Below are 22,240 nucleotides of genomic sequence, written 5' to 3' on the forward strand. Positions count from 1 at the left end.
CGGTCAGGCCAACTGACCCAGCACCGGTACCCACTCGGTGATCCGGACATTCGCGACCAGGTCGGCTTTGGCAAACGGATCGTGCGTGAACAGAAGCGCCACGGTGTCGGCGTCCGCCGTGTCGACGATGATGAGTGCTCCCGAGCCGTCGGCGAACGGGCCGGACGACACCACGATGTCACGCTCCAGAAGATCGCCGAGCCACGCTCGATGATCGGGGCGAAGGGCGTCGCGTTCGGCGTTCGTTTCGGGATCGTAGGTGTATTCGACGAGGAACAACGACATCGGGACCGCTTTCGGGATGTGAGTGACCAGATCAGAGCGTCAGAAGCATACGGGTATTTCCGAGGGTGTTGGGTTTGACGTAACTGAGATCGAGGAACTCGGCGACACCGGCATCGTATGACCGGCACATCTCGGTGTAGACCTCGGCAGTGACCGGAGTTCCCTCGATTTCGACAAACCCGTGGCGATGGAAGAAGTCGGTTTCGAAGGTCAACACGAACAACCGCTCCAATTCCAGTTCACGAGCAACCTCGATCAGTTTGTCGACGACCTGGAAGCCGGCACCTTGCCCCTTGACGGTGGGATCTACTGCCACAGTGCGAATCTCGCCGAGGTCAGCCCACAGGACGTGCATCGCCCCGCAACCAAGGATTTGGCCGTCCTTTTCGGCAACCCAGAACTCCTGCACAGCCTCGTACAACGTCACCAGGTTCTTTTCGAGCAGGATTTTGCCGGCATAGATGTCGATGAGGCGTTTGATTTCCGGGACATCGGATGTTCGTGCCCGCCGCACGATCAAGTGGCTCTCGGTATCGTTCGATGCGGTGGAAGTCATGTGGTGCACATTAGTCAATGGGTCTACCGATATTCTGAGTCGCGTGCCTGTCCGCTCCACGAAATACCCCGCCCGCCCGGTTACCGTCCGGGTTCGGCCCGTCTTCCGCGCGGTGATCCGATGAGTTCCCCGCGTGACCAAGCAGATGCCCATCGGGCTGCTGTAGGGCCGGGAGGAACCCCGGCGGACAAACCCGTCCCACTGTTCAACATCGCGAACATCTTGACGATGATTCGGATCGTTCTTGTTCCGGTCTTTCTCGTCGTGCTTTTTGTCGACCACGGTCAGACAACGTCGTGGCGTTTGGGCGCGATGGCGATCTTCATCGTCGCGGCGGTGACCGACCGGATCGACGGCCAGCTGGCCAGGAAATACGGTCTGGTCACCGACTTCGGCAAGTTGATGGATCCCATCGCGGACAAGGCACTGATCGGTGCTGCGCTTATCGGGTTGTCGATGCTCGGTGATCTGTCGTGGTGGGTGACCGGGGTGATCATCGCCCGCGAACTCGGAATCACACTGCTCCGTTTTGCGGTGCTCCGTCATGCTGTGATTCCCGCCGGCAAGGGCGGCAAGCTCAAGACGCTCGTCCAGGCCGTAGCGATCGGTTTCTACCTGTGCCCCTTGCCGAGCGGCTGGGACGTGGTCAGCTGGCTCCTGATGGCCGCGGCGGTTGTGCTGACCGTCGTCACCGGCCTCGAATATGTCGTGCAAGCCATCAGATTGCGTGCCGGCGTCCGGTTCGCCGAACGAGACGGACACTGACCTGTGCGCGATCCGCTGCTGGGCCTCGGTGTCGCCGAGTTGGTGGCCGCGTTGGCGGTTGCGGGGGAGAGCGTCGCTGCTGCGGAGTCGCTGACTGCCGGTCTGTTCACGGCTGCGGTGGCATCGGTTCCTGGATCGAGCCAAGTCCTGCGCGGCGGCCTCGTGGTGTACGCAACCGATCTGAAAGCGACGCTGGCGGGCGTAGACCCAGTCGAGTTGGCGCTCGACGGCCCGGTGTCAGCATCGACGGCGATTGCTCTGGCCGACGGTGCCCGCACTCGATGTGTCGCCGATTGGGGCGTCGGATTGACCGGTGTGGCGGGGCCGACCGAACAGGACGGGAACCCCGTCGGCACTGTTTTCCTGGGGATTGCCGGGCCCGACGGAACTCTGTGTGAGCGTCTGTCGTTGACAGGAGAGCGGTGGGAGATTCGAATCGCTGCAGTCGCGGCAGCCGTGTCGCGGTTATGTGATCGTGTTGAAGAGCGCCGGGCACGATAGGCTCGGGAACCAATCGGTCGAGTTCGGACGTTGACTGTTGTGAAGGTGTGCAACAGCCAAGGTGTCACGGCGGTATCGATGTGGTCAGTGACGGTGCGGACCTGTGAGATGACAGGCCCGGCACGACGGATGAAGGAGGAGCGAGATGGCGCTGCTATTGCGTGAGGCAATCGGTGACAGTCTCCGGCGTACGCGCGTTTCGCAGAGTCGCACGCTACGTGAGGTGTCGAACAGTGCGCGCGTGAGCTTGGGCTACCTGTCCGAGGTGGAACGTGGACGCAAGGAAGCGTCGAGTGAACTGCTGGCCGCGATTTGCGATGCGCTTGCCGTACCGCTGTCCGACGTGTTGGTCGACGTCAGCGAAACTCTGGCCACCAAGAAGTCCAACTCCGGGCTCGGTCGTCCGGTCTCCGGTGCCGCGGCAGCCGGTGCAACTGCTGCTGTGTCGGCGCAGGTGTCTGGTTCGCCGTCCATCGCCCGGGATACCCGAGTGGTGATTCCGGCGCCCAACGCGCGCAGTTTGGCTGCTGCGTAGCTACTGGCCGGTTGAACCCGATAGATTCTGTAGATATACCGGTATGGCAGTGCAGGGTCAGGGCAGTTGGAGCGCAGCCCTGATGTATTGGTGAGTTTCGGTGTGCGACGGTCGTTCACCGGGTCGCGTAGCGCGCGGCGCATCAGATGGAGGCAGGATCAAACCCATGGCTAATCCTTTCGTCAAGGGCTGGAAGTACCTGATGGCGCTCTTCAATTCGAAGATCGACGAGAACGCCGACCCGAAGATCCAGATCCAGCAGGCGATCGAGGACGCGCAGCGTCAGCACCAGGCGCTCTCGCAGCAGGCCGCGTCGGTGATCGGTAACCAGCGTCAGCTTGAAATGAAGCTCAGCCGTCAGCTCGACGAGGTCGAAAAGCTCAACGCCAACGCGCGTCAGGCCGTCAACCTCGCTGATCAGGCCGCCGCTGCCGGCGACAACGACAAGGCGATCCAGTACACGAATGCCGCTGAGGCTTTTGCCGCTCAGCTCGTCACCGCCGAGCAGGGTGTCGAAGATCTCAAGGCCCTGCATGATCAGTCTTTGCAGGCTGCCGCGCAGGCGAAGAAGGCCGTCGAACAGAACGCGATGACGCTTCAGGCCAAGGTTGCCGAGCGCACGAAGCTGCTCAGCCAGCTCGAGCAGGCCAAGATGCAGGAACGTGTCAGCGAGTCGCTGCGATCCATGGACAGCACGCTGTCGGCACCCGGCAACACGCCCAGCCTCGACGCCGTTCGCGACAAGATCGAGCGTCGCTACGCCAATGCCCTCGGTTCGGCCGAACTTGCCCAGAACTCTGTTCAGGGTCGGATGATGGAGGTCCAGCAGGCTTCCGTGCAGATGGCCGGGCACAGCCGACTCGAGCAGATTCGTGCGTCCATGAAGGGCGAGGCATTGCCCTCCGGTGGGTCGCAAGCTGGGACGCAAGCGGCACCGGCGCCCACATCCATCGAAAAGCAGCCGCCTGCTGCCGGAACAACCGGGCAGTAGAAAAGACGGTCTGCAGTTTCCAGAGATATACGATTCGACACACTGATGTTTTCTTCACGAGGTGGCCGGCCTGAGCGAGAGCCCAGGTCGGCCGCTCCTGTTTCCATGTCCGGCGCATTCGGCGCTCTGGGCCGTACTGCGGATTCGCTCCGCGAAGTGACGGCGTCCGCCGCCGAGGCAGCACGGCGGTGGCAGGATCCGCGGGCGAAGTTCGAGCGCAAACGAGCCCGTGCGAGGCGACGGGCTCAGCGCTGGGGTTTCATCTCCGGCGGAACCGTGATCGGCACTGCCGGGCTTGCGGTGGCGTCGGCGCCGGACTGGTCCGTTGTTGTCGCCGGTGGGGGAGCCGCACTGTTCGCGGTACCCGCCGTTGTTGCAGTCGGGCGCTACCGGTCGATGAATGCCGGGCCGCCGCCCGCTCCGATCCGGCGGCGACTGCCACCGTCGTCGTCGCAGGCATTTATTCCGATGTCGCGACTGGTCGGGGCAGAAACGTCGCTGTTCGAAATTCTTGGTGTGCTGCGGCGTGCAGACACCATCGATCCCGGCGAACTCGACGAGATCACTGTTACCGCGGATTCCGCATTGCGTGCGATGTTCGCGGTGTCGTCCGACATCGCGTCGATGGAACGGGCCGTGACATCGACCCCCAAGGTTGCCGAGACACTCGAACCGACTATCGCGGGCGCGGTACGTGAGCTACATGCCGGACTCGGTCAGTACGAGGATCTGGTCAATGCGGCCGCCACTTTGACGGCGCCGCATACTCCGTCCGCCCTGGTGGGATTCAACCGTGAGCTGTCGGCTCTGCATTCGGCTGCGGAGCGTCTGTCCAGCCTGGCCGACGCGATCGGTGAGGTTGACGAAATCACTCGGAAGTATCGCTGAACTGGTTCGGGTTCAGTCGTCGGCTCCACGCGCAGCCAGTGCCTCACCCATAGCGTCGGCGGTCATGAGGGTTCCGATGATGACGGGAACGGCAAAAGACCGAAGCGAGAAACCGAGTCCGCGAGCTTTCCGGGCTTCGGACACCTGAGTGATGACCTCGAACATCAACGGGATGCACCGGATGGTCATGGCCAGTAGCAGCGCGATTCTCTCGGGATTGACCCCGAAGCGGCGAAGCGGAGTGAGGAAGGCCGTGATCGCGTCGAGCATTTCCGAGATTCGGGTTGTCAGACCCATGAGCGCGGCGAGTGCGATCGAGAGAATCAGAACTCCGCACACTACCGCCGCGCGCTCCCACCCGGCGACGAGAATCTGGAAGCCGCCGATGAACAAGAGCATCCACAGCGCCGGGCGTAGATGGGCGATCGCGGTGCGCAGCGGAATCCGCGCGGCCACGTAGAGCGCAACGACAACAATCGTGGGTGGCACCAATTGCCAAGGGCTGCGCACGAATACCGACACCGCGACAATCGCGACGATGAGCGCGAGAAGTTTGTAGCCCGGTCGGGCCCGATGCAGGATCGAGGTTCCGGGGCGGTAGTGGCCGAGTGTCGTCACGAGACGAGGGAACGGTAGAAGTCGACCGAATCCGCCGGCGCACCGTCGGCAACCACACCTCCGCGATCGATCACCAGAACCCGGTCGAACGAGGCGAGCAGATCAAGTTGGTGGGTGACCACGATCAACTGCTGTTCGAGCGAAGCGAAGACAGAGCTGATGAGCTGTGAGTTACGCAGGTCGAGCAACGTCGTCGGCTCGTCTGCCACCAGTACCTTCGGCTCGGTCACCATGATTGCGGCGAGAGCAAGAAGTTGTTTCTGACCACCGGAGAGTTGATGGGTGGGATGGTCGCTGTGTGACGCCAGTCCGAAGCGCTCGAGAACGGACGTGACTTTCCTGGCTCGTTCAGCCTTGCCCAATCCGCTTCTCCGTAGCGAAAACTCGATGTCCTCGGCGACGGTGGGCATGACAATCTGATGATTGGGATCAGTGAAGACAAAGCCGACGTGCTTGCGTACGTCGCGCCCCTTCTTGGCGGTATCCAAACCGTCGATACGCACGGAACCTGTTGCCGGAATCACCAATCCGTTGATCATGCGGGCAAGCGTCGACTTGCCGCTGCCGTTTGCGCCGACGATCCCGATACGCTGCTCTGTCAGGACCAGGTCGACACGATCGAGCACGGTGCGTTCGCCGAAACTGTGTCCGACGCCTTCGAAGATAATCTCGCTCATCGAAGGATCAGTTCGCCGCTACTGTTTTTGCGCGGGCGGCGACGCTGTCACGTAGCAGCGCCGGGTACGCACGATGGACCTGAGCCGCGACTACCGCGGTGACAACGGCTTTGGCGGCGTCGAGGGGGATGAACGCTGCGTTGGCGGTCCACGCGGCAAGGAAGGTCATATGTCCCCGGATCATCATGCCGACGATGCCGAACAGGTAGAGAACAACAACACCGCCGAGAAGGTTGATGCCGATTCCGGGAATGATTCTGTACTTCGGGAGCATCTTCGTGGTCAGCCATCCGATGACAAACGCCGCCGGTATCCAGCCGATCAAGAACCCGGCAGTGGGACTCGACAGCGCAAACAACGCAGTCCGCCCGCCGGCGAGGACCGGCAGTCCGACCAGGCCGAGTGCGATCACGGTCAGTACCGCCAATACCGCCTTACGAGGCCCGAGGAGCGCGCCGGCCATCATCACACCGAGTGACTGAAGGGTGATCGGCACACCGGAGATCCCGATGTTGATCGCCCCCGGCAGACCCAATGCGATGATGAGGGCCGCGAACACTGCAATATGCGCGAGATCGCGGGCCGGAATTCGGGTGGTAGACACGGCGAACGTGCTCCTTAGGGCGTACTGGATGGAACTTCGCGAGTCTACGTCAGCGCCGCGGCGCGGCGGTTTGGATGCATGCCCAGTCTGATCATGGTTGATCAGGGTGAACCCTGATCTTTACCTGATCTTGCCGATGAGCTGCTGCTTTGTCCGGCTGAACGTGTCAGGCTGGTCTCACGGGCAGTCCCGGATACGAAGTTACGGCAAGCGGAGGTACGTCATGTTCTGGAAAATCGTGTTGGCTGTGGTCCTCGTGTGGATCGCGCTCGCAGTGGTCGGGGCCTTGATCAAGGGTCTGTTCTGGATTCTGGTGGTCGGCGCGCTGGGTGTCGGCATCTACTTCCTGGTGAAGGCGATGTCGGGCAACGATGAAAACTCACCCGTGTCCCGGATGTGACAGGCACAATCGTCCGGTATGGAACCATTCCCCGAGGACTGGCAGCGTGCGATTGTGGTCGTTGCCCATCCCGATGACATTGAGTACGGAGCGGCTGCTGCGGTAGCCCGATGGACCGATCAAGGCAAGGACGTCAGATACGTACTCGCGACGAGCGGGGAAGCGGGGATCGCGGGACTGCCACCGGAGGAGTCCGGGCCCGTCCGGGAGGAAGAAGAGCGTCGTAGCGCCGCTGCGGTCGGAGTGACCGAGGTGGAGTTCCTTGGTTTTCCGGATGGTCGGCTGACAGCCGGACTCGAACTGCGATCGGTGTTGGCGGCCGTGATCAGGCGTCACCAACCGGAACTGGTGGTGACGATGAACTTCTCGAACACCTGGGGTCCTGGTTATCTCAACAGTGCCGATCATCGAGCGTTGGGAATCAGTGTCCTCGACGCGACCTCGGATGCGGCCAACGAGTGGATCTTTCCGGAACTGTCGGACGGCCCGGAACCGTGGACCGGAGTTCGGTGGGTTGCTGTGAGTTCGATGACACCGACCCACGGCGTCGATGTGAGCACCACGGTGGCGCGCGCGGTGGATTCCCTCGCAGAGCATTCGCGGTATCTGGCGGCACTGAGTGACGTTCCGGTTCGTGAGCAGGCGCAGGCTCAGATCGACATGGTGTCGGGGCGGATACCTGGCTTCGCGGCCGACCGAGCAGTCGGGTTCGAGTTGTACTATTTCTGATAGTCGGAACACGCGGTGTCCTAGTCGCACTGCTCGGCGGCACGTCAGGTAGCGTGTTACACACGATGGCAATCCGTAACGCAGATGATCAAGTCCTGGCGCGAAAGGGCGACGGTCAGCGCACTCCAAACCTCGCGATCGACAATCTCATTCTTGATGCCGCCCGATCGTGCGTGCTCGATTTCGGTATGCAGCGCACCACGTTGGCCGAGATCGCTCGACGCGCCGGTGTTTCTCGGCCGACTGTCTACCGTCGTTGGCCAGACACGCGGGCTGTAGTCGCCGACCTCCTGACACGCGAAATTCGCGCGGTCCTCCCTGAAATAGAGACGACCGGTTCGGCGCGGGACCTACTTCTCGCTGCTCTGGTGGACGTTGTCGCCGAGATTCGTGATCATCCGCTGTTCGTGAAGATTCGATCGACCGACCAGGAATTGCTGACCACCTACATCGTGGATCGAATTGGTGCCAGCCAGAAGTCGATCCTCGATTTGATCACGGTTGTGGTCACTGCCGGGCAGCAAGACGGATCGATCCGTCACGGAAATACCGACGAGATAGCGTCGATGTTGTTGCTGATGGCACAGTCGGTGGTGTTCTCGGCCCCGACACTGCAGGAGCGACTCTCCGCCGACGCAGCAGTGCAGCAGTTGAGAATTGCGGTCGCGGCGTACCTGACGCCGACTGCGGGAACCGACGGATAGCGTCATGGCCGACAGTGATCGCACTGCACCGAATGCCGATCCGTCGGCGCTCAACGCCGCCCGTCGGACCCGCGAATGGGATGAACTCTCCGGCGGAAGTTCCGTGGACCTTCTGGTCATCGGCGGCGGAATCACCGGTGTCGGTGTGGCATTGGACGCCGTGACGCGTGGCCTGAGCGTGGTGTTGGTGGACAAGCACGACCTGGCCTTCGGCACCAGTCGGTGGAGCTCGAAGCTCGCTCACGGCGGACTTCGGTATCTTGCGTCGGGAAATATCGGTATCGCCCGTGAGAGTGCGGTCGAACGCGGAATTCTCATGACGCGCACCGCGCCGCATCTCGTGCGGGCGATGCCGCAACTCGTACCGTTGCTACCGCAGACGTCGTTCTTCGGAAAGTCCTTGGTACGGACCGGATTTACTGCCGGTGACGTATTGCGGGCAACAGCTCGGACACCGTCGTCGGTATTGCCTCGCTCGCGCGCAGTGAGCGCGTCTCGGGCACGGGAGTTGGTGCCGGCAGTGCGGCAGGCCGACCTTCGCGGTGCGCTGACGGCCTACGACGGTCAGTTGATCGACGACGCTCGGCTGGTTGTGAATATCGCCCGCACAGCGGCGTCCTTCGGTGCTCGGATTCTGACCAGGGTGGGTGCCTACGAGGTTTCCGGTACGTCCGCGACACTGCGGGACGAGTTGACCGGAACCGAGTTCCTGTTGCGTGCCCGGACAGTAGTGAACGCGACGGGCGTGTGGGCAGATCAGGTGGATCCCAGCATCACCCTGCGACCGAGCCGCGGCACGCATCTGGTGCTCGACGCGAAATCGCTGGGCAATCCCACTGCGGCCCTGACGGTTCCGATTCCAGGTGAGACCAATCGATTTGTCTTTGCGTTGCCGGCGCAACTTGGCCGGATCTATCTCGGCTTGACCGACGAAGCGGCGCCCGGGCCGGTTCCCGATGTGCCGCAAGCGTCGGATGCGGAAGTGGATTTCCTTCTCGCTACGGTGAATACGGCTTTGGAAGTTCCGTTGACCCGGGCCGATGTGCTTGGTACTTTTGCCGGTTTGCGACCGTTGCTGGACACCGGCGGGGGAGCGACTGCCGACCTGTCCCGTAATCATGCGGTGGTCCGGTCGGCGACCGATGTGATCACCGTTGTCGGTGGCAAGCTCACGACGTACCGCAAGATGGCGGAAGACGCCGTCGACTGCGCCGTCGAAGCCGGCGGATTGAACGCGGGTCCGTGCCGAACGCGCAACGTGCCGTTGGTCGGTGCCGCATCGCGCGCTGTGTTGGACAAAGTTCGAGCGCCCGCCGGATTGGTGGCGCGGTACGGCACCGAAGCCGAAGCGATTGCCGGGGTGGGCGGTGACGGACTTCGGCAGGTGGCCGGTCTGGATATCTGCGCCGCCGAACTCGCCTTTGCCGTCTCTCACGAGGGGGCGCTCGACGCGTCCGACATCCTGGACCGTCGGACGCGGATCGGCCTGGTGGCTTCCGACCGTGAACGTGCGTTGCCGGAGGCGGAGCGGGCATTCCGGGCGGTATGACCCGTCGTTGTGGCGTGTGACACGCTGATGCGGTGCGAGTAGCCGTTGTTGCCGGGCCGGACCCGGGTCATGCTTTTCCCGCAATAGCGTTGTCACTGGCGCTGATCGCCGCGGGCGACGAGCCGATTCTGTTCACCGGGTCGAGATGGGTGGAGAAGGCACGCGCCGCGGGAGTGAACACCGAACCTCTCAAAGGGTTGGCGCCGAGGCCCGGTGACGACGACCTTGACGCCGGCGCGCGGATTCATTCGCGAGCGGCATACATCTCGACGGAACTTCTCCCCGATCTCAAAGCAGTAGCCCCGGATCTGGTGGTCTCGGACATCCTCACTGCCGGAGGCGGATTGGCGGCCGAGCGGCTGGGAATTCCGTGGGTCGAGCTCTCGCCCCATCCGCTGTATTTGCCGTCCCGGGGCCTGCCGCCCATCGGTAGTGGGTTGGCTCCCGGCGTCGGGCTGCGCGGCCGCCTGCGTGACACCGTGATGCGAGCGGCAACGGGTCGTTCGATCAAGCAGGGGTTGGCCCAGCGATCCGACGCGCGCGTCGGGGTCGGGCTCCCCGCAGTGGATCCAGGTCCTCATGCGCGATTGATCGCGACGATTCCTGCGTTGGAAGTTCCGCGGCCGGACTGGCCTGCCCACGCACACGTCGTCGGTCCGTTGTTGTGGGAACCGACAACGGAGACACTGGAGGCGCCGCGTGGTTCGCAGCCGTTGGTCATGGTGGCGCCGTCTACCGCGCACACCGGTGCGGTGGGAATGCTCGAGCAAACCGTCGACGGTTTGGACGGGGCCGGGCTGCGACTGATCGCGTCGGTTCTGGACGGTTCGGACGCTCGGTATCCGGACTGGGTTCGTGCGGGGCTCGGCCGTCAGGATGTGATGCTGCGCGATGCTTCGGTTCTGGTGTGCGGAGGTGGGCACGGAATGCTGGCCAAAGCTCTGTCGGCCGGCGTACCGACGGTGATTGTTCCCGGCGGCGGCGATCAGTGGGAGTTGGCGAATCGTGCTGCTCGCGCCGGTAGTGCGGTGATCGTGCGACCGGCTGATGCCGGGTCCATCAGGGACGCCGTGCTGCGGGTTCTCTCCGAGCGCAGCTTCGCGGAAGCGGCCGGCGCTGCCGCGGCGACGGCTACGGACGTCCGCGACCCGGTGGCGGTGTGTCGGGAAGTCGTGGCCGGGGTAGCGGCGGCCTGACCTGTACGGAGTGTGCACAGCTGCCTGTGTGGACTACCGTGGCGCCCGTGCGATTGACCGAGTTTCACGAATTGGTACGAGAAGAGTTCGGGCAGGTGCGAGGTGACTCGATGCTGCTCGACCACGTCATCCTGAGTCTTGGCGGACTGACGGCCGCAGAGGCTATCGAGGCAGGCCAGGACCCCCGCGAGGTGTGGCGTGCGTTGTGCGCGGAATTCGACGTGCCGCCGTCGCGTCGCTAGTTTATTTCGGTAATGTGCGATCCTTACCTGTGTTTCGAACAGATGTTCGTCTATGCTGAGTGTGTTCGGTGGTAACTGCCGCTTCCGCAATGCAGGGTTCGGGTAGTTCGACACGACGAATCAAAAGTTTGTCGGTAGCCGGATCTACTCTGATCGCAACATCACTGAAGAGACTTGAGAATGGGGATCACGATGGCACCACAGGCACCAGATCGGGACAAGGCGCTCGACCTCGCGTTGGCGCAGATCGACAAGAATTTCGGCAAGGGTTCGGTGATGCGCTTGGGTGAAGGCGTCCGCCAGCCCATCGCGGTGATCCCCACGGGTTCCATCGCACTCGATGTCGCGCTGGGCATCGGCGGGTTGCCTCGTGGTCGAGTCGTCGAGATCTACGGCCCGGAATCTTCGGGTAAGACCACTGTTGCACTGCACGCGGTTGCCAATGCGCAGGCCAACGGCGGCATCGCTGCATTCATCGACGCGGAGCACGCACTCGATCCGGATTACGCGGCCAAGTTGGGTGTTGATACCGACGCACTGCTGGTCTCCCAGCCCGATACCGGTGAGCAGGCGCTCGAGATCACCGACATGTTGATCCGCTCCGGCGCTCTCGACATCATCGTCGTCGACTCCGTGGCCGCACTTGTTCCCCGCGCCGAAATCGAAGGCGAAATGGGAGACAGCCACGTCGGTCTCCAGGCTCGTCTGATGAGCCAGGCACTGCGAAAGATCACCGGTGCCATGAACAACTCGGGCACCACCGTTATCTTCATCAACCAGCTTCGCGAGAAGATCGGTGTGATGTTCGGTTCACCCGAAACCACCACCGGTGGTAAGGCATTGAAGTTCTACGCGTCGGTCCGTCTGGACATTCGCCGCATCGAGACGCTCAAGGACGGCACCGACGCAGTCGGTAACCGTACCCGCGTCAAGGTGGTCAAGAACAAGGTCGCTCCGCCGTTCAAGCAGGCCGAGTTCGACATCCTCTACGGCCAGGGCATCAGCAAGGAAGGCTCGCTCATCGACATGGGTGTCGAGCACGGGTTCATCCGCAAGTCCGGCTCCTGGTACACCTATGAAGGCGACCAGTTGGGCCAGGGCAAGGAGAATGCTCGAAAGTTCTTGCTGGAGAACACCGACATCCGTGACGAGATCGAGAAGAAGATCAAGGAAAAGCTGGGTATCGGTGCTGATGTCACCGCTACCGATGAAGCACCCGCCGATTTCTGAGCCCTGTCATGGAGTACATCGACGATGACGGTGGCGGCGACACCGGTTATCGACGGTCTCGCTCGCGGTCCGATCGGACAGGGAGCCGTGGTGGCAGCGACCAGCACGGTGAAGGCAGACAGCACGGTGGACGCAGGCAGCGTGGTGAAGGTGCCCGCGCTGAAGGCGGCACGGAGGCGCAGGCAAAAGATGCTTGCCTGCGCCTCCTGACAGACCGCGCGCGCAGTCGGTCCGAGTTGGAGAAGAAGCTGATCAGTCGGGGATTCGAGACCGACATTATTACCCGGACGCTCGACCGTCTCCAGGAGATCGGTCTCATCGACGACGCGGATTTTGCCAACCAGTGGGTGCATTCGCGTCATACCTATTCCGGCAAGGGCAAGAAGGCGTTGGCCGTCGAGCTTCGACTCAAGGGTGTCGATCAGGACGTGGCAACAGAAGCGTTGTCGCAGATCGAGCCAGAAGACGAGCGCGAGCGCGCAGCAGATCTTGTTCGAAAGAAGTTGCGCAACAAGCCGGTTGACGATCGCGACAAGGTGATGCGACGGCTGGTGGCGATGCTTGCGCGCAAGGGCTACTCGGCGAGCATGTCGTACGAGGTCGTCAAAGCCGAGATGGCTGCCGCAGAGTCGTAGGCAATGCAGAGTCATAGGCAACAAAAACGTGAAGCGGGGTGCGTCACCGAACTCGGTGACACACCCCGCTTCACGTTTCAGTGGAGCAGCAGGTCGATCAGCTCACGGCGTGGTCAGATCCATTCCTGGAACCGACACCGCAACATCGGCGACCGGCGGAGCGATCGGGCCCTTACCCTTACGCTTTCCTGATCGCAGACGCTTCTCCACCTTGGTTGCCAGGTAGGTCAGCGACGAGTTCAAGATGATCATGATGACTGCAGCCACCATGAGCGCAGGCAGGTAGTTCTGGAACGCCGCACCCAACTGGGTGGACTGTCGAACAAGTTCGGTGTAGCCGATGATGTAACCCAGCGCTGAATCCTTGAGTGCAACAACCATTTGCGAGATCAGTGCCGGCAGCATGGTTGTGACCGCCTGGGGAAGCAAGATTGTCACCATGATCTGAGATTTGCGCATGCCGAGAGCTTTGGCGGCTTCGCTTTGTCCGCGGGGGAGTGAGTTGATTCCCGAGCGAACGATTTCGGCGATCACCGATCCGTTGTAGAGCGTCAAACTCACGACGACGGCGGTGAGCGCAAGATAGTCGAGTTTGACGACCTTGTATTCGGCAAAAACTGCGTACATGAAGATGATCAGCAGAAGCACGGGAATCGCGCGGAACAACTCCACGATGACACCACTGATGATGCGTACGACGCGGTGATCGGACAATCTGCCGATACCGAGAATTGCGCCGAGGATCAGTGCGAGCACGATGGACAGTGCCGCCGCAACCAAGGTGCCCTTGATACCGGGAAGCAGATATGTCGACCAGACGTCTGCCTGTAGGAATGGATCCCATTTAGCCGAGGTCAGCTGTCCTTTGTCGTCAAGTGCGCGATACACGACAAACGCGATAGCGAGGGCGAGGACGGCTACGACAACCGAAGCGAGTCGGTACAGCGCCCGAGCCTTCGGGCCGGGTGCGTCGTAGAGGACCGTTGCTTGCTTAGTCATCGTGAGACCTCGAATTTCTTGGCGAGCTTGCCGAAGAGCAATCCGGTCGGCAGGGTCAAGATGACAAAGCCGACTGCAAAGATTCCTGCGGTCAAGAAGAGTGCGGCTTCGTTTTCGAGAATCTCCTTCATCAATTTGGATGCCTCGGACACGCCGATGACGGCGGCGACGGTGGAGTTCTTGGTGAGAGCGATCAGGACGCTACCGAGCGGTGCGATCACAGCGCGGAAAGCTTGCGGAAGAACGATGAGTCGGAGGTTCTGCAGGAAGGTCAACCCCAGGGACCGTCCTGCTTCTGCCTGTCCGGCATGGACAGTGTTGATTCCGGCGCGAATCGACTCGCACACAAACGACGCGGTGTAGATGCTCAGTCCGAGGATCGCCAAGCGGAAGTTGTTGTCGATCACGAACGTTGACGAACTGGTCGATGCCAGGCTGATGTCGAGAGTTTGGTACAGGCCGAACACACAGAAAAGCAGAATCAGGGTGAGCGGCGTATTGCGGAAGACAGTGACATAAGCGGCGCCGAGGAATCGGGCGACAGGTACGGGTGACACCCGCATCGCGGCAACAATCACTCCGAGTATCAATGCGCCGATCGCCGAGAAGATCGTGAGCTGGATCGTGGTCCAGAACGCTTCGAGGATCTGGCTTCCGTAATCGTCGAGTATTTTCACTTACCGTCTCCCCAGTTCATGGGTCGTTGTTGAAAGTGCTTGCCCAGGTGGGGTTTCCGGATATGGAAACCCCACCTGGAATGGCTACTGCTCAGTGGGGTCAGTACCGGTTGACGGTGGGCGGCGCGGGCATCGGGTAACCGGACGGGCCGACCGTCTCGGTGAATGCTTCTGCCCACGCACCGGACGAGATCATCTTCTCGATGGCGTCGTTGATCTTGCCGCGGCCTTCGGAATCGTCCTTGGCCAGACCGATTCCGTAGTTTTCGGTCGTGAACGGCTCACCGGCGATACGGAATGCGCCGGGGGACTGGGCCGCGTAGCCGGCGAGAATGATGTCGTCGGTCGTGACCGCGTCGACCTTGCCGTTGCGCAGCGCTTCGACACACGCTGAGTAGGTGTCGAACTCCTGAAGCTGAACATCCTTGGCGTAGGTGTCCTTCACCTTCTGCGCGGGGGTGGAACCAGCCACCGAGCACAGGATCTTGCCACCGTTCAGAGATTCGGGGCCGGTGATATCGGTGTTGTCGGCGTTGACGAGCAGCGACTGGCCGGCGACGAAGTACGGTCCCGCGAAGCTGACCTTTTCCTTACGTGCGTCCGTGATGGAGTACGTGGCGACGATGTAGTCGACCTCGCCGTTCTGGATCAACGTCTCGCGCTGGGCGGACGGTGACTCTTTGAACGTGATGTTCTCGGGCTTCACACCCAACTCGTTTGCGACGTACTTCGCGACCTCGACGTCGAAACCGGTGTAAGTGCCGTCTGCGTTACGCAAGCCGAGCCCCGGCTGGTCGAACTTGATACCGATGGTGAGCTTGCCGTCAGCAGCGTTCTCGCTGACGGTCTTGCTCTCCTCGCCGCCGCCACAGGCTGTGGCAGCGAACGCGATGGCCATGATTCCGATTCCGAAACGGACGGAACGATTGATCTTCATGGAGATCCTCTCAGTTGTGACGACGTTCGAATGTGTCGACATTCGAACTCTGAAGTCGAGACGGGTGTCGTGTGGACGTCGGTGCAGGACTTGATCAGTGCGTGAGGATCTTTCCGAGGAAGTCCTTGGCCCGATCCGACTTGGGCTGGGTGAAGAACTCTGTCGGGTTGGTGTCTTCGACGATCTGGCCGTCAGCCATGAACAGCACCCGATCGCCGGCTTTACGTGCGAAGCCCATTTCGTGGGTCACGACGAGCATGGTCATGCCCTCTTTTGCGAGGGAAGTCATGACGTCGAGGACTTCGTTCACCATTTCGGGGTCGAGGGCGGAGGTGGGCTCGTCGAACAGCATCACTTTCGGTTGCATCGCGAGAGCGCGAGCAATGGCGACACGCTGCTGCTGACCGCCGGAAAGTTGCGCCGGGTACTTGTCGGCCTGATTGGCAATTCCGACACGCTCGAGCAACTGAAGAGCGGTCTTCTTTGCGTCCTCTTTCTTGGCTTTGCGGACTTTCATCGGTGCGAGCATGACGTTCTCGAGGATCGTCTTGTGGGCAAAGAGGTTGAACGACTGGAAAACCATGCCGACGTCGGCGCGGAGCGCCGCGAGGGCCTTGCCTTCCTCGGGAAGGGTCTTACCGTCGACTGCGATGGTGCCTGAATCGATGGGTTCGAGCCGGTTGATGGTCCGGCACAGCGTCGACTTGCCGGAACCGGACGGACCCAGGACGATCACAACTTGGCCCTGGGGCACTTCGAGATTGATCTCTTGGAGCACATGAAGATCCCCGAAGTGCTTGTTTACCGAAGTCATCGAGATCATGGATGTGGAATCGCCGGAGGTGGTCGGCGTCTGCGCATCGTCGGCGTGGGTCATAACCGAGAACCTTAGGCGTAGTTTCCGTCTGTGCCCCGCATTTCGTCAGGGTTCTGCGTAACGGTAGTGAAAATTTTACGCCGCTGACGTTTATATGGTGCTTTGTCGGTTTACCTGGGCGTTATTACACGTCGTAGTGGACGTGAGCTAGGCTGAAGCGTGTCACTGATCGACGAAAAGACCCCCACCGCGCCTTCGGCTACCACCACTGAGGCGTCGGCTTCCAACACCGCTGAGGCGTCGGTATCCGACGCAGCGCCTCCTGCCCGCACCTACGAAGTGCGGACTCACGGCTGCCAGATGAATGTCCACGATTCCGAGCGCCTGTCGGGACTTCTCGAAGATGCGGGTTATCGCAAGGTGGAGTCCGGCGTCGATCCCGATCTGGTGGTCTTCAACACCTGTGCCGTCCGCGAGAATGCCGACAACAAACTGTACGGAACACTCGGTATGTTGGCGCAGAACAAGAAGGCCAAGCCAGACATGCAGATTGCTGTCGGTGGATGCCTTGCGCAGAAGGACCGCGAGACCGTCGTCAAGCGGGCGCCGATCGTCGACGTGGTCTTCGGGACGCACAACATCGGTTCGCTGCCTGCGCTACTCGACCGCGCGCGCCACAATCAGCGGGCCGAGGTCGAAATCCTCGACGCGCTGGAGGCGTTTCCGTCGACACTGCCGGCGAAGCGTGAATCTGCTTATGCCGGTTGGGTTTCCATCTCCGTTGGCTGCAACAATACTTGCACGTTCTGTATCGTCCCCGCCCTGCGCGGCAAGGAAGTTGATCGCCGTCCGGGCGACATCCTGGCCGAGGTGCAGGCGCTGGTGAACGAAGGCGTGTCCGAGGTGACATTGCTCGGTCAGAACGTCAACGCTTACGGCGTGTCCTTTGCCGATCCCGAGCAACCGCGCGACCGCGGGGCTTTTGCGTCCCTGCTGAAGGCCTGCGGAAACATCGAGGGGCTCGAGCGCGTCCGGTTCACATCGCCGCACCCCGCGGAATTCACCGACGATGTCATCGAGGCTATGGCGACCACTGCCAACGTGTGCCCGCAGTTGCACATGCCGTTGCAGTCCGGGTCCGACAAGGTCCTCAAGGCGATGAAGCGGTCCTACCGCAAGTCCAAGTATCTCGGAATCATCGAGAAGGTGCGGGCCGCAATGCCACACGCCGCGATCACCACGGACATCATCGTGGGCTTCCCTGGCGAAACCGAAGAGGACTTCCAGGAAACCCTCGATGTCGTACGCAAGGCACGGTTCTCGAACGCGTACACGTTCCAGTACTCCATCCGCCCCGGCACTCCGGCAGCAGAGATGGAAGACCAGATCCCCAAGGACGTGGTCCAGGAACGCTACGTGAGACTTCTGGCGGTGCAGGAAGAAGTCAACATCGAAGAGAACCGCAAACTCGTGGGCACCGAAGTGGAGCTCCTTGTTGCTGCCGGTGAAGGCCGTAAGAATGCGGCCACACACCGAATGAGTGGTCGCGCCCGTGACGGTCGGTTGGTGCATTTCCGGCCCGAAGGCAATGTGGACTCCTCGATTCGCCCCGGTGACGTCGTGACCGTAGTCGTCACGCACGGCGCGCCGCACCACCTCGTTGCCGACGACGGCGTGCTCACTCACCGGCGCACGCGTGCCGGAGATTCTTTCGACCAGGGGATCACGCCCAAGACCGCACCGATCGGTGTCGGTCTCGGACTGCCGAAGATCGGTGCCCCAGCCCCACAACCCGTTCAGATGGGATGCAATTCATGAGTTCAGCACACGACAACAGGACGTCGCCTTCCGGCGACGACGCTTCCTTCGAGGAATACCGTTCCGATCTGGATGCCGTCGAGCGAAAGATTGCCGGCGAAATCGATCCGGGTGTTCGGGCGATGGTTGTTGCGATAGCCGTTCTGGTGCTCGTCGGAACGCTTGCGCTTCCGCACGCCGGGGTCGCCAACGGCTGGGATGTCTTGGCGTTCAACCAGGACGCGGTTTCCGAGCGCATCGCGCTGTTCTCGCGCCTGTATGTGTGGTTTGTTGTGATCTTCGGCATCGGATTCTCGATGCTTGCCTTGGTTACGCGTCGTTGGTCGGTGGCCTGGATCGCGCTGGCCGGTAGTGCCGTCGCAAGTGCACTCGGCATGATGGCAATTTGGTCGCGTCAGACGATTCCCGAAGCGTTCCACGTAGCCGGACCGTCGATCGGGCTGGTCATCGGCTGGTTCACGGTCATGTTCTTGACGTTCCACTGGCTCAAGGTCGTCTGGGCGCGCACGACAATCCAGTTGGCTGCCGAGGAACAGCGACGCATCGCTGCCGCAGAAGCAGAGCAAAACCAGCAGTGGAACGCCGGCTGACCTCGCGGGGCGGGGCCAGCCGACGGGTAAACCCGCTCAGTCGTTGACTGCGCCTTCGGCTGCGTCCGCCCACTCTTGCCACTGCTTGGCCTGAGCGCGCGCCTTCTCCGCATCCTTGGTCTTGCCGGCAGCTTCGGCCTTGGCGGCCTGCTCCTCGAACTGCGTGACCCGTTCCTTGAACTGGGCTACGCGGGCGAGGGCCTCCGGGTCGGTACGACGCCACTGTGCGTCGACGGCGTCACGGACCTTGCTTTCCAGAGCCCTGAGCTTTGCCTCGAGATCCTGCATGCGATCGCGCGGGACCTTGCCGATGGCATCCCACTTCTCCTGCAGGTCGCGCAGTGACGCACGGGCACTGTCGAGGCCGTGCTCGGGATCGATGTTGGCGTGCGAGGCCAGGAGTGCTTCCTTGGCTTTCGCGTTCTCCTCGAACTCTGCGTCACGTTCTGCAGCTGCGGCATTACGCGCTGCAAAGAAGACGTCCTGCGCGGTCTTGAACCGTTCCCACAGTGTGTCGTCGGCCTCGCGAGGTGCGCGACCTGCGGCTTTCCACTCGGTGAGAAGATCGCGGAATTGGCCTGCCGTCGGTCCCCATTCAGTGGACGTCGACAGCTTTTCGGCGCGCTCGACCAGTTCTTCCTTGGTGGAGCGGGCGCTGGCGCGGTCTCGGTCCAATTCTGCGAAGTGGGCGCCACGTCGACGATTGAAGGATTCGCGGGCTTTGGAGTACCGCTTCCACAGCGCGTCGTCGACCTTACGATCGATACCGCGAATGGTCTTCCACTCGTCGAGGATTTCGCGCAGGCGATCGCCGGCGGTCTTCCACTGGGTGGACTGGGTGCCGATCTGTTCTGCCTCGACAGCAAGGGCTTCCTTGCGTGCAGTGTTGGTTGCCCGCGACTGCTCCTTCTCCTCCTTGGCGTGAGCTGCGGCTTCGTCCGAACCGGCGATGATGTGGTCGAGGCGTGCGGCAAGCGCGTCGAGATCGCCGATCACTGCTGCGGTGGGAAGCGTTTCCAGAATCGCAACGGCTGCGGCCTTGGTTTTCTTCGCATCACCGGCACCGGAGGTCAGGCGCGCTTCGAGGAGAGTGACCTCGGTGGCGAGGTCGTCGTAGCGACGACCGAAGTGGGCCAGGCCCTCGGCGGCGTCACCGGCCTGCCACGATCCGATCTGGCGTTCACCGTCAGCGGTCTTCACCCACGCGGTGCCGTCTTCCTCGACGCGGCCGAACTTGCTCGGGTCGCTTGCAGGGGTAGTCGGTACTGCCGGACGGCTGGCAGCCGGTCCTGGCCGTGGCGCGCCTGGTCGCGGTCCACCTGGTTTCGGAGCGCCGGGTTTCGGCGTCGACGCACTCGGCTTGGCAGCACCGGGGGTTGGTGTGCCGGGCGTCGAGCTTGTCTCTGTTCCGGTGGTGGGTTCGCTGTTCTCGGTCATCGGTCCTCGTCTCTGCCGCGCGTCACGGCTGCCTGATCGCATTCCTGGTTCCATTGAACCCGGTACTCACGTTCTAGGACTATTGAATCAGGTAACAGGGTGTCAGGTTGTCACCTCGGGTTGGACTAGCGTGGCATCTGTGTTCACAGCTGCCGCACTGGTCCCGTCACCCCCACTTCTTGTTCCCCAATTGTCGGGCGACTCGGCTCCGGCCGGCGAGGTCCGAGCGGCGACGCTCCGGGTAGTTCGGGAACTGGCAGCCACTGCTCCGCGATGGATCGCGGTGGGCGGCGACACCGAGAAAGTCCTGGAAATTGCGGGAACAGTAGGTGTGGGCCAGGGTGAGGTCGGAACCTTTGCCGGCTTCGGAGCTGATGTCCGCACCCAACTCGACGGTGATGCGCGGGGGCCGGTCAATCCGGAGTTGCCGTTGGCTGTCTTGGTTGCGGGTTGGCTCCGCGAGCAGAGCGGGCGGGAAGTGTCTGTCGACGTGCACCTGATTTCAACTACCGCGTCGGTGGACGAATGTCGCGCACTCGGCGCGAAGCTGCGCGAAATTCTGGACGCCGGAGACGAGCCGGTCGGCCTGCTGGTTCTCGCGGATGGAGCGTCGACCCTCAGTCCCAAGGCGCCGGGCAGCTTCGACGAGCGGGCAGCGCCAGTCCAGGCAGTGATCGACGCTGCGCTCGGGGCGGGGGATCGGGCGGCTCTTCTGGATCTGGATCCTGCGCTGTGCGAGGAGATAGGTGCGTCGGGCCGAGCCGTCTGGCAGGTGCTGGCGTCGGTGTTCACCGCGCAACCCGACGCTGTAGTGCACTACAGCAGTGCACCGCTGGGCGTCGGCTATCACGTCGGGATGTGGCGTCCATGAGCGTCAACGGTGATTGTCGACCCATTGCCGTGGTCGGTCCGACGGCTGCGGGTAAGTCCGATCTTGCACTCGACCTGGCGCAGGAGTTCGGCGGCGAGATCATCAATATCGACGCGATGCAGCTCTACCGCGGCATGGACATCGGCACTGCAAAACTTCCACTCGGTGAACGCCGCGGCATTCCGCATCACCTGCTCGACGTTCTCGACGTCACCGAGACTGCCACGGTGGCGCGGTACCAACATGACGCCATCACCATCGCGGAGCGGTTGATGGCGGAGGGGAAAGTGCCCGTCATCGTCGGTGGTTCCATGATGTACGTGCAATCGCTCCTGGACGAGTGGGCCTTCCCGGCCACCGACCCCGTGGTGCGTGCGCGGTGGGAAGCTGTGCTTGCAGAGGAAGGCATCGCAGCGGTGCATGCCGCGTTGGTGGCGGCGGATCCCGTTGCGGCTGCGTCGATACTTCCGACCGACGGCCGCCGCATGGTGCGGGCGCTCGAGGTGGTGGAGTTGACCGGACAGCCATTTGCGGCGTCAGCTCCCCAGATCGGTGAACCTCGTTGGGGTACAAGGATCTTGGGTGTCGATCGGGATACGGAACAGTTGGATGCGCGTATTCGGCTGCGGACGGAGTTGATGTTCGACACCGGATTGGTCGGTGAGGTCGAGGCGTTGATCGAACGAGGCCTCCGCGACGGCGTGACCGCGCCGCGAGCGATCGGCTATTCGCAGGTGCTGGCTCATCTCGACGGTGAATACGACCTCGCGGAGGCGCTCGAGCGCACCTTCATCGGGACTCGTCGATACGTTCGGCGTCAGCGGTCGTGGTTCCGTCGCGATGCGCGAGTGCAGTGGCTCGACGGCGGCGCTGACGGTTTGCTGGATGCCGCGCGCTCGGCCGTGCTGGGAGAAATGCACTAGTTGTGCGGACTGTTGTGTAACAAATTCCCGAAGTCAGCTATCTTACAGTTATGGCTATTGGTTACG

27 protein-coding genes are annotated in these 22,240 nt (G+C 62.1%); 17 read left to right on the forward strand and 10 right to left on the reverse strand.

The features are described from left to right. Window positions 1–3: 3 nt before the first annotated feature. Both FFI94_RS12470 and FFI94_RS12475 read right to left on the reverse strand, forming a co-directional pair. Complete coding sequence (locus FFI94_RS12470) at window positions 4–285, reverse strand: YciI family protein (RefSeq protein ID WP_138868139.1); 282 nt, start codon at window positions 283–285, stop codon at window positions 4–6. Between the two features lie 31 nt (window positions 286–316). Further along, window positions 317–841, reverse strand: coding sequence for an amino-acid N-acetyltransferase (locus tag FFI94_RS12475; RefSeq protein ID WP_138868140.1), 525 nt, complete (start codon window positions 839–841; stop codon window positions 317–319). A gap of 120 nt (window positions 842–961) precedes the next feature. Here FFI94_RS12475 and pgsA point away from each other — a divergent pair, with 120 nt between their 5' ends. From pgsA to FFI94_RS12500, 5 genes are all read left to right on the forward strand, one after another. Further along, window positions 962–1,606 carry a CDP-diacylglycerol--glycerol-3-phosphate 3-phosphatidyltransferase gene (gene pgsA / locus FFI94_RS12480; protein ID WP_138868141.1) on the forward strand — a complete coding sequence of 215 codons (645 nt, stop codon included), beginning with the start codon at window positions 962–964 and terminating at the stop codon, window positions 1,604–1,606. 3 nt (window positions 1,607–1,609) lie between these two features. Further along, complete coding sequence (locus FFI94_RS12485) at window positions 1,610–2,107, forward strand: CinA family protein (protein ID WP_138868142.1); 498 nt, start codon at window positions 1,610–1,612, stop codon at window positions 2,105–2,107. Window positions 2,108–2,252: 145 nt separating this feature from the next. Beyond that, window positions 2,253–2,642: a helix-turn-helix domain-containing protein gene (locus tag FFI94_RS12490; RefSeq protein ID WP_138868143.1), complete on the forward strand. Its 390-nt coding sequence runs from the start codon at window positions 2,253–2,255 to the stop codon at window positions 2,640–2,642. Between the two features lie 166 nt (window positions 2,643–2,808). After that, window positions 2,809–3,633, forward strand: a complete 825-nt coding sequence (locus FFI94_RS12495) for a PspA/IM30 family protein (RefSeq protein WP_138868144.1) — start codon at window positions 2,809–2,811, stop codon at window positions 3,631–3,633. Between the two features lie 105 nt (window positions 3,634–3,738). Next, window positions 3,739–4,521, forward strand: a complete 783-nt coding sequence (locus FFI94_RS12500; protein WP_260684037.1) for a phage shock envelope stress response protein PspM — start codon at window positions 3,739–3,741, stop codon at window positions 4,519–4,521. 12 nt (window positions 4,522–4,533) lie between these two features. On the opposite strand, the gene FFI94_RS12505 is transcribed toward FFI94_RS12500, so the two are convergent. Genes FFI94_RS12505 through FFI94_RS12515 form a run of 3 tightly spaced genes read right to left on the reverse strand, consistent with a single transcriptional unit; the run spans window position 4,534 to window position 6,420 of the window. Continuing rightward, complete coding sequence (locus FFI94_RS12505; RefSeq protein ID WP_138868145.1) at window positions 4,534–5,139, reverse strand: energy-coupling factor transporter transmembrane protein EcfT; 606 nt, start codon at window positions 5,137–5,139, stop codon at window positions 4,534–4,536. Continuing rightward, a complete protein-coding gene (locus FFI94_RS12510) occupies window positions 5,136–5,816 on the reverse strand; it encodes an energy-coupling factor ABC transporter ATP-binding protein (RefSeq protein WP_138868146.1) in 681 nt (226 codons plus the stop codon). Before FFI94_RS12510 ends, FFI94_RS12505 begins: the two co-directional genes overlap by 4 nt. 7 nt (window positions 5,817–5,823) lie before the next feature. Further along, a complete protein-coding gene (locus FFI94_RS12515; RefSeq protein WP_138868147.1) occupies window positions 5,824–6,420 on the reverse strand; it encodes a biotin transporter BioY in 597 nt (198 codons plus the stop codon). Between the two features lie 223 nt (window positions 6,421–6,643). On the opposite strand from FFI94_RS12515, the gene FFI94_RS33640 reads away from it, so the two are divergent. The 8 genes from FFI94_RS33640 (at window position 6,644) to recX (ending at window position 13,105) form a co-directional block, all read left to right on the forward strand. Continuing rightward, complete coding sequence (locus FFI94_RS33640) at window positions 6,644–6,820, forward strand: hypothetical protein (protein WP_185993182.1); 177 nt, start codon at window positions 6,644–6,646, stop codon at window positions 6,818–6,820. Between the two features lie 18 nt (window positions 6,821–6,838). Further along, the gene (locus FFI94_RS12520; protein ID WP_138868148.1) at window positions 6,839–7,549 is read left to right on the forward strand and encodes a PIG-L deacetylase family protein; all 711 of its coding nucleotides are present in this window, start codon (window positions 6,839–6,841) and stop codon (window positions 7,547–7,549) included. A 65-nt stretch (window positions 7,550–7,614) separates the two neighbouring features. Continuing rightward, window positions 7,615–8,253 carry a TetR/AcrR family transcriptional regulator gene (locus FFI94_RS12525; RefSeq protein WP_138868149.1) on the forward strand — a complete coding sequence of 213 codons (639 nt, stop codon included), beginning with the start codon at window positions 7,615–7,617 and terminating at the stop codon, window positions 8,251–8,253. Between the two features lie 4 nt (window positions 8,254–8,257). Next, on the forward strand, window positions 8,258–9,802 hold the full coding sequence (locus FFI94_RS12530; protein ID WP_138868150.1) for a glycerol-3-phosphate dehydrogenase/oxidase: 1,545 nt from the start codon (window positions 8,258–8,260) through the stop codon (window positions 9,800–9,802). A gap of 32 nt (window positions 9,803–9,834) precedes the next feature. After that, window positions 9,835–10,998 carry a glycosyltransferase gene (locus tag FFI94_RS12535; RefSeq protein WP_138868151.1) on the forward strand — a complete coding sequence of 388 codons (1,164 nt, stop codon included), beginning with the start codon at window positions 9,835–9,837 and terminating at the stop codon, window positions 10,996–10,998. Between the two features lie 47 nt (window positions 10,999–11,045). Beyond that, window positions 11,046–11,240: a DUF3046 domain-containing protein gene (locus FFI94_RS12540; protein ID WP_033235000.1), complete on the forward strand. Its 195-nt coding sequence runs from the start codon at window positions 11,046–11,048 to the stop codon at window positions 11,238–11,240. Window positions 11,241–11,432: 192 nt separating this feature from the next. Beyond that, entirely contained in the window at window positions 11,433–12,470 is a 1,038-nt protein-coding gene (recA, locus tag FFI94_RS12545; protein ID WP_033234999.1) for a recombinase RecA, read from the forward strand. Between the two features lie 8 nt (window positions 12,471–12,478). Next, window positions 12,479–13,105 (forward strand): recombination regulator RecX, encoded by a 627-nt coding sequence (gene recX / locus FFI94_RS12550; protein ID WP_138868152.1) that lies wholly within the window; start codon window positions 12,479–12,481, stop codon window positions 13,103–13,105. Between the two features lie 102 nt (window positions 13,106–13,207). Here recX and FFI94_RS12555 read toward each other — a convergent pair whose 3' ends face one another. The 4 genes from FFI94_RS12555 to gluA form a co-directional block, all read right to left on the reverse strand. Next, complete coding sequence (locus FFI94_RS12555) at window positions 13,208–14,104, reverse strand: amino acid ABC transporter permease (RefSeq protein WP_138868153.1); 897 nt, start codon at window positions 14,102–14,104, stop codon at window positions 13,208–13,210. After that, on the reverse strand, window positions 14,101–14,781 hold the full coding sequence (locus tag FFI94_RS12560; protein WP_138868154.1) for an amino acid ABC transporter permease: 681 nt from the start codon (window positions 14,779–14,781) through the stop codon (window positions 14,101–14,103). Before FFI94_RS12560 ends, FFI94_RS12555 begins: the two co-directional genes overlap by 4 nt. Window positions 14,782–14,881: 100 nt before the next feature. Next, window positions 14,882–15,718 carry a glutamate ABC transporter substrate-binding protein gene (locus FFI94_RS12565; protein WP_138868155.1) on the reverse strand — a complete coding sequence of 279 codons (837 nt, stop codon included), beginning with the start codon at window positions 15,716–15,718 and terminating at the stop codon, window positions 14,882–14,884. A gap of 94 nt (window positions 15,719–15,812) precedes the next feature. Next, the gene (gene gluA / locus FFI94_RS12570; RefSeq protein WP_138873154.1) at window positions 15,813–16,541 is read right to left on the reverse strand and encodes a glutamate ABC transporter ATP-binding protein GluA; all 729 of its coding nucleotides are present in this window, start codon (window positions 16,539–16,541) and stop codon (window positions 15,813–15,815) included. A gap of 333 nt (window positions 16,542–16,874) precedes the next feature. Here gluA and miaB point away from each other — a divergent pair, with 333 nt between their 5' ends. Both miaB and FFI94_RS12580 read left to right on the forward strand, forming a co-directional pair. Continuing rightward, window positions 16,875–18,353 carry a tRNA (N6-isopentenyl adenosine(37)-C2)-methylthiotransferase MiaB gene (gene miaB, locus FFI94_RS12575; RefSeq protein ID WP_260684479.1) on the forward strand — a complete coding sequence of 493 codons (1,479 nt, stop codon included), beginning with the start codon at window positions 16,875–16,877 and terminating at the stop codon, window positions 18,351–18,353. Further along, window positions 18,350–18,943 (forward strand): hypothetical protein, encoded by a 594-nt coding sequence (locus FFI94_RS12580; protein WP_138868157.1) that lies wholly within the window; start codon window positions 18,350–18,352, stop codon window positions 18,941–18,943. Before miaB ends, FFI94_RS12580 begins: the two co-directional genes overlap by 4 nt. 36 nt (window positions 18,944–18,979) lie before the next feature. On the opposite strand, the gene FFI94_RS12585 is transcribed toward FFI94_RS12580, so the two are convergent. Beyond that, the gene (locus FFI94_RS12585; RefSeq protein ID WP_138868158.1) at window positions 18,980–20,380 is read right to left on the reverse strand and encodes a DUF349 domain-containing protein; all 1,401 of its coding nucleotides are present in this window, start codon (window positions 20,378–20,380) and stop codon (window positions 18,980–18,982) included. Window positions 20,381–20,519: 139 nt separating this feature from the next. On the opposite strand from FFI94_RS12585, the gene FFI94_RS12590 reads away from it, so the two are divergent. Further along, window positions 20,520–21,251 (forward strand): class III extradiol dioxygenase subunit B-like domain-containing protein, encoded by a 732-nt coding sequence (locus FFI94_RS12590; protein WP_138868159.1) that lies wholly within the window; start codon window positions 20,520–20,522, stop codon window positions 21,249–21,251. Next, the gene (miaA, locus tag FFI94_RS12595; protein WP_138868160.1) at window positions 21,248–22,174 is read left to right on the forward strand and encodes a tRNA (adenosine(37)-N6)-dimethylallyltransferase MiaA; all 927 of its coding nucleotides are present in this window, start codon (window positions 21,248–21,250) and stop codon (window positions 22,172–22,174) included. The genes FFI94_RS12590 and miaA overlap by 4 nt, the downstream gene beginning before the upstream one ends. The last annotated feature ends 66 nt before the right edge of the window (window positions 22,175–22,240 follow it).

This window comes from Rhodococcus sp. KBS0724 (assembly GCF_005938745.2).
GTDB lineage: Bacteria > Actinomycetota > Actinomycetes > Mycobacteriales > Mycobacteriaceae > Rhodococcus_F.

Excerpts from the sequence above, each read along its gene's own strand:
- gluA (WP_138873154.1), bottom strand. The coding sequence starts at position 16,541 with ATGATCTCGATGACTTCGGTAAACAAGCACTTCGGGGATCTTCATGTG.
- FFI94_RS12585 (WP_138868158.1), bottom strand. The coding sequence starts at position 20,380 with ATGACCGAGAACAGCGAACCCACCACCGGAACAGAGACAAGCTCGACG.
- FFI94_RS12470 (WP_138868139.1), bottom strand. The coding sequence starts at position 285 with ATGTCGTTGTTCCTCGTCGAATACACCTACGATCCCGAAACGAACGCC.
- FFI94_RS12475 (WP_138868140.1), bottom strand. The coding sequence starts at position 841 with ATGACTTCCACCGCATCGAACGATACCGAGAGCCACTTGATCGTGCGG.
- FFI94_RS12530 (WP_138868150.1), top strand. The coding sequence starts at position 8,258 with ATGGCCGACAGTGATCGCACTGCACCGAATGCCGATCCGTCGGCGCTC.
- FFI94_RS12580 (WP_138868157.1), top strand. The coding sequence starts at position 18,350 with ATGAGTTCAGCACACGACAACAGGACGTCGCCTTCCGGCGACGACGCT.
- FFI94_RS12490 (WP_138868143.1), top strand. The coding sequence starts at position 2,253 with ATGGCGCTGCTATTGCGTGAGGCAATCGGTGACAGTCTCCGGCGTACG.
- FFI94_RS12500 (WP_260684037.1), top strand. The coding sequence starts at position 3,739 with ATGTCCGGCGCATTCGGCGCTCTGGGCCGTACTGCGGATTCGCTCCGC.
- FFI94_RS12495 (WP_138868144.1), top strand. The coding sequence starts at position 2,809 with ATGGCTAATCCTTTCGTCAAGGGCTGGAAGTACCTGATGGCGCTCTTC.
- FFI94_RS12565 (WP_138868155.1), bottom strand. The coding sequence starts at position 15,718 with ATGAAGATCAATCGTTCCGTCCGTTTCGGAATCGGAATCATGGCCATC.
- FFI94_RS12510 (WP_138868146.1), bottom strand. The coding sequence starts at position 5,816 with ATGAGCGAGATTATCTTCGAAGGCGTCGGACACAGTTTCGGCGAACGC.
- FFI94_RS12525 (WP_138868149.1), top strand. The coding sequence starts at position 7,615 with ATGGCAATCCGTAACGCAGATGATCAAGTCCTGGCGCGAAAGGGCGAC.
- FFI94_RS12555 (WP_138868153.1), bottom strand. The coding sequence starts at position 14,104 with ATGACTAAGCAAGCAACGGTCCTCTACGACGCACCCGGCCCGAAGGCT.
- pgsA (WP_138868141.1), top strand. The coding sequence starts at position 962 with ATGAGTTCCCCGCGTGACCAAGCAGATGCCCATCGGGCTGCTGTAGGG.
- miaA (WP_138868160.1), top strand. The coding sequence starts at position 21,248 with ATGAGCGTCAACGGTGATTGTCGACCCATTGCCGTGGTCGGTCCGACG.
- FFI94_RS33640 (WP_185993182.1), top strand. The coding sequence starts at position 6,644 with ATGTTCTGGAAAATCGTGTTGGCTGTGGTCCTCGTGTGGATCGCGCTC.
- recX (WP_138868152.1), top strand. The coding sequence starts at position 12,479 with ATGGAGTACATCGACGATGACGGTGGCGGCGACACCGGTTATCGACGG.
- recA (WP_033234999.1), top strand. The coding sequence starts at position 11,433 with ATGGCACCACAGGCACCAGATCGGGACAAGGCGCTCGACCTCGCGTTG.
- FFI94_RS12520 (WP_138868148.1), top strand. The coding sequence starts at position 6,839 with ATGGAACCATTCCCCGAGGACTGGCAGCGTGCGATTGTGGTCGTTGCC.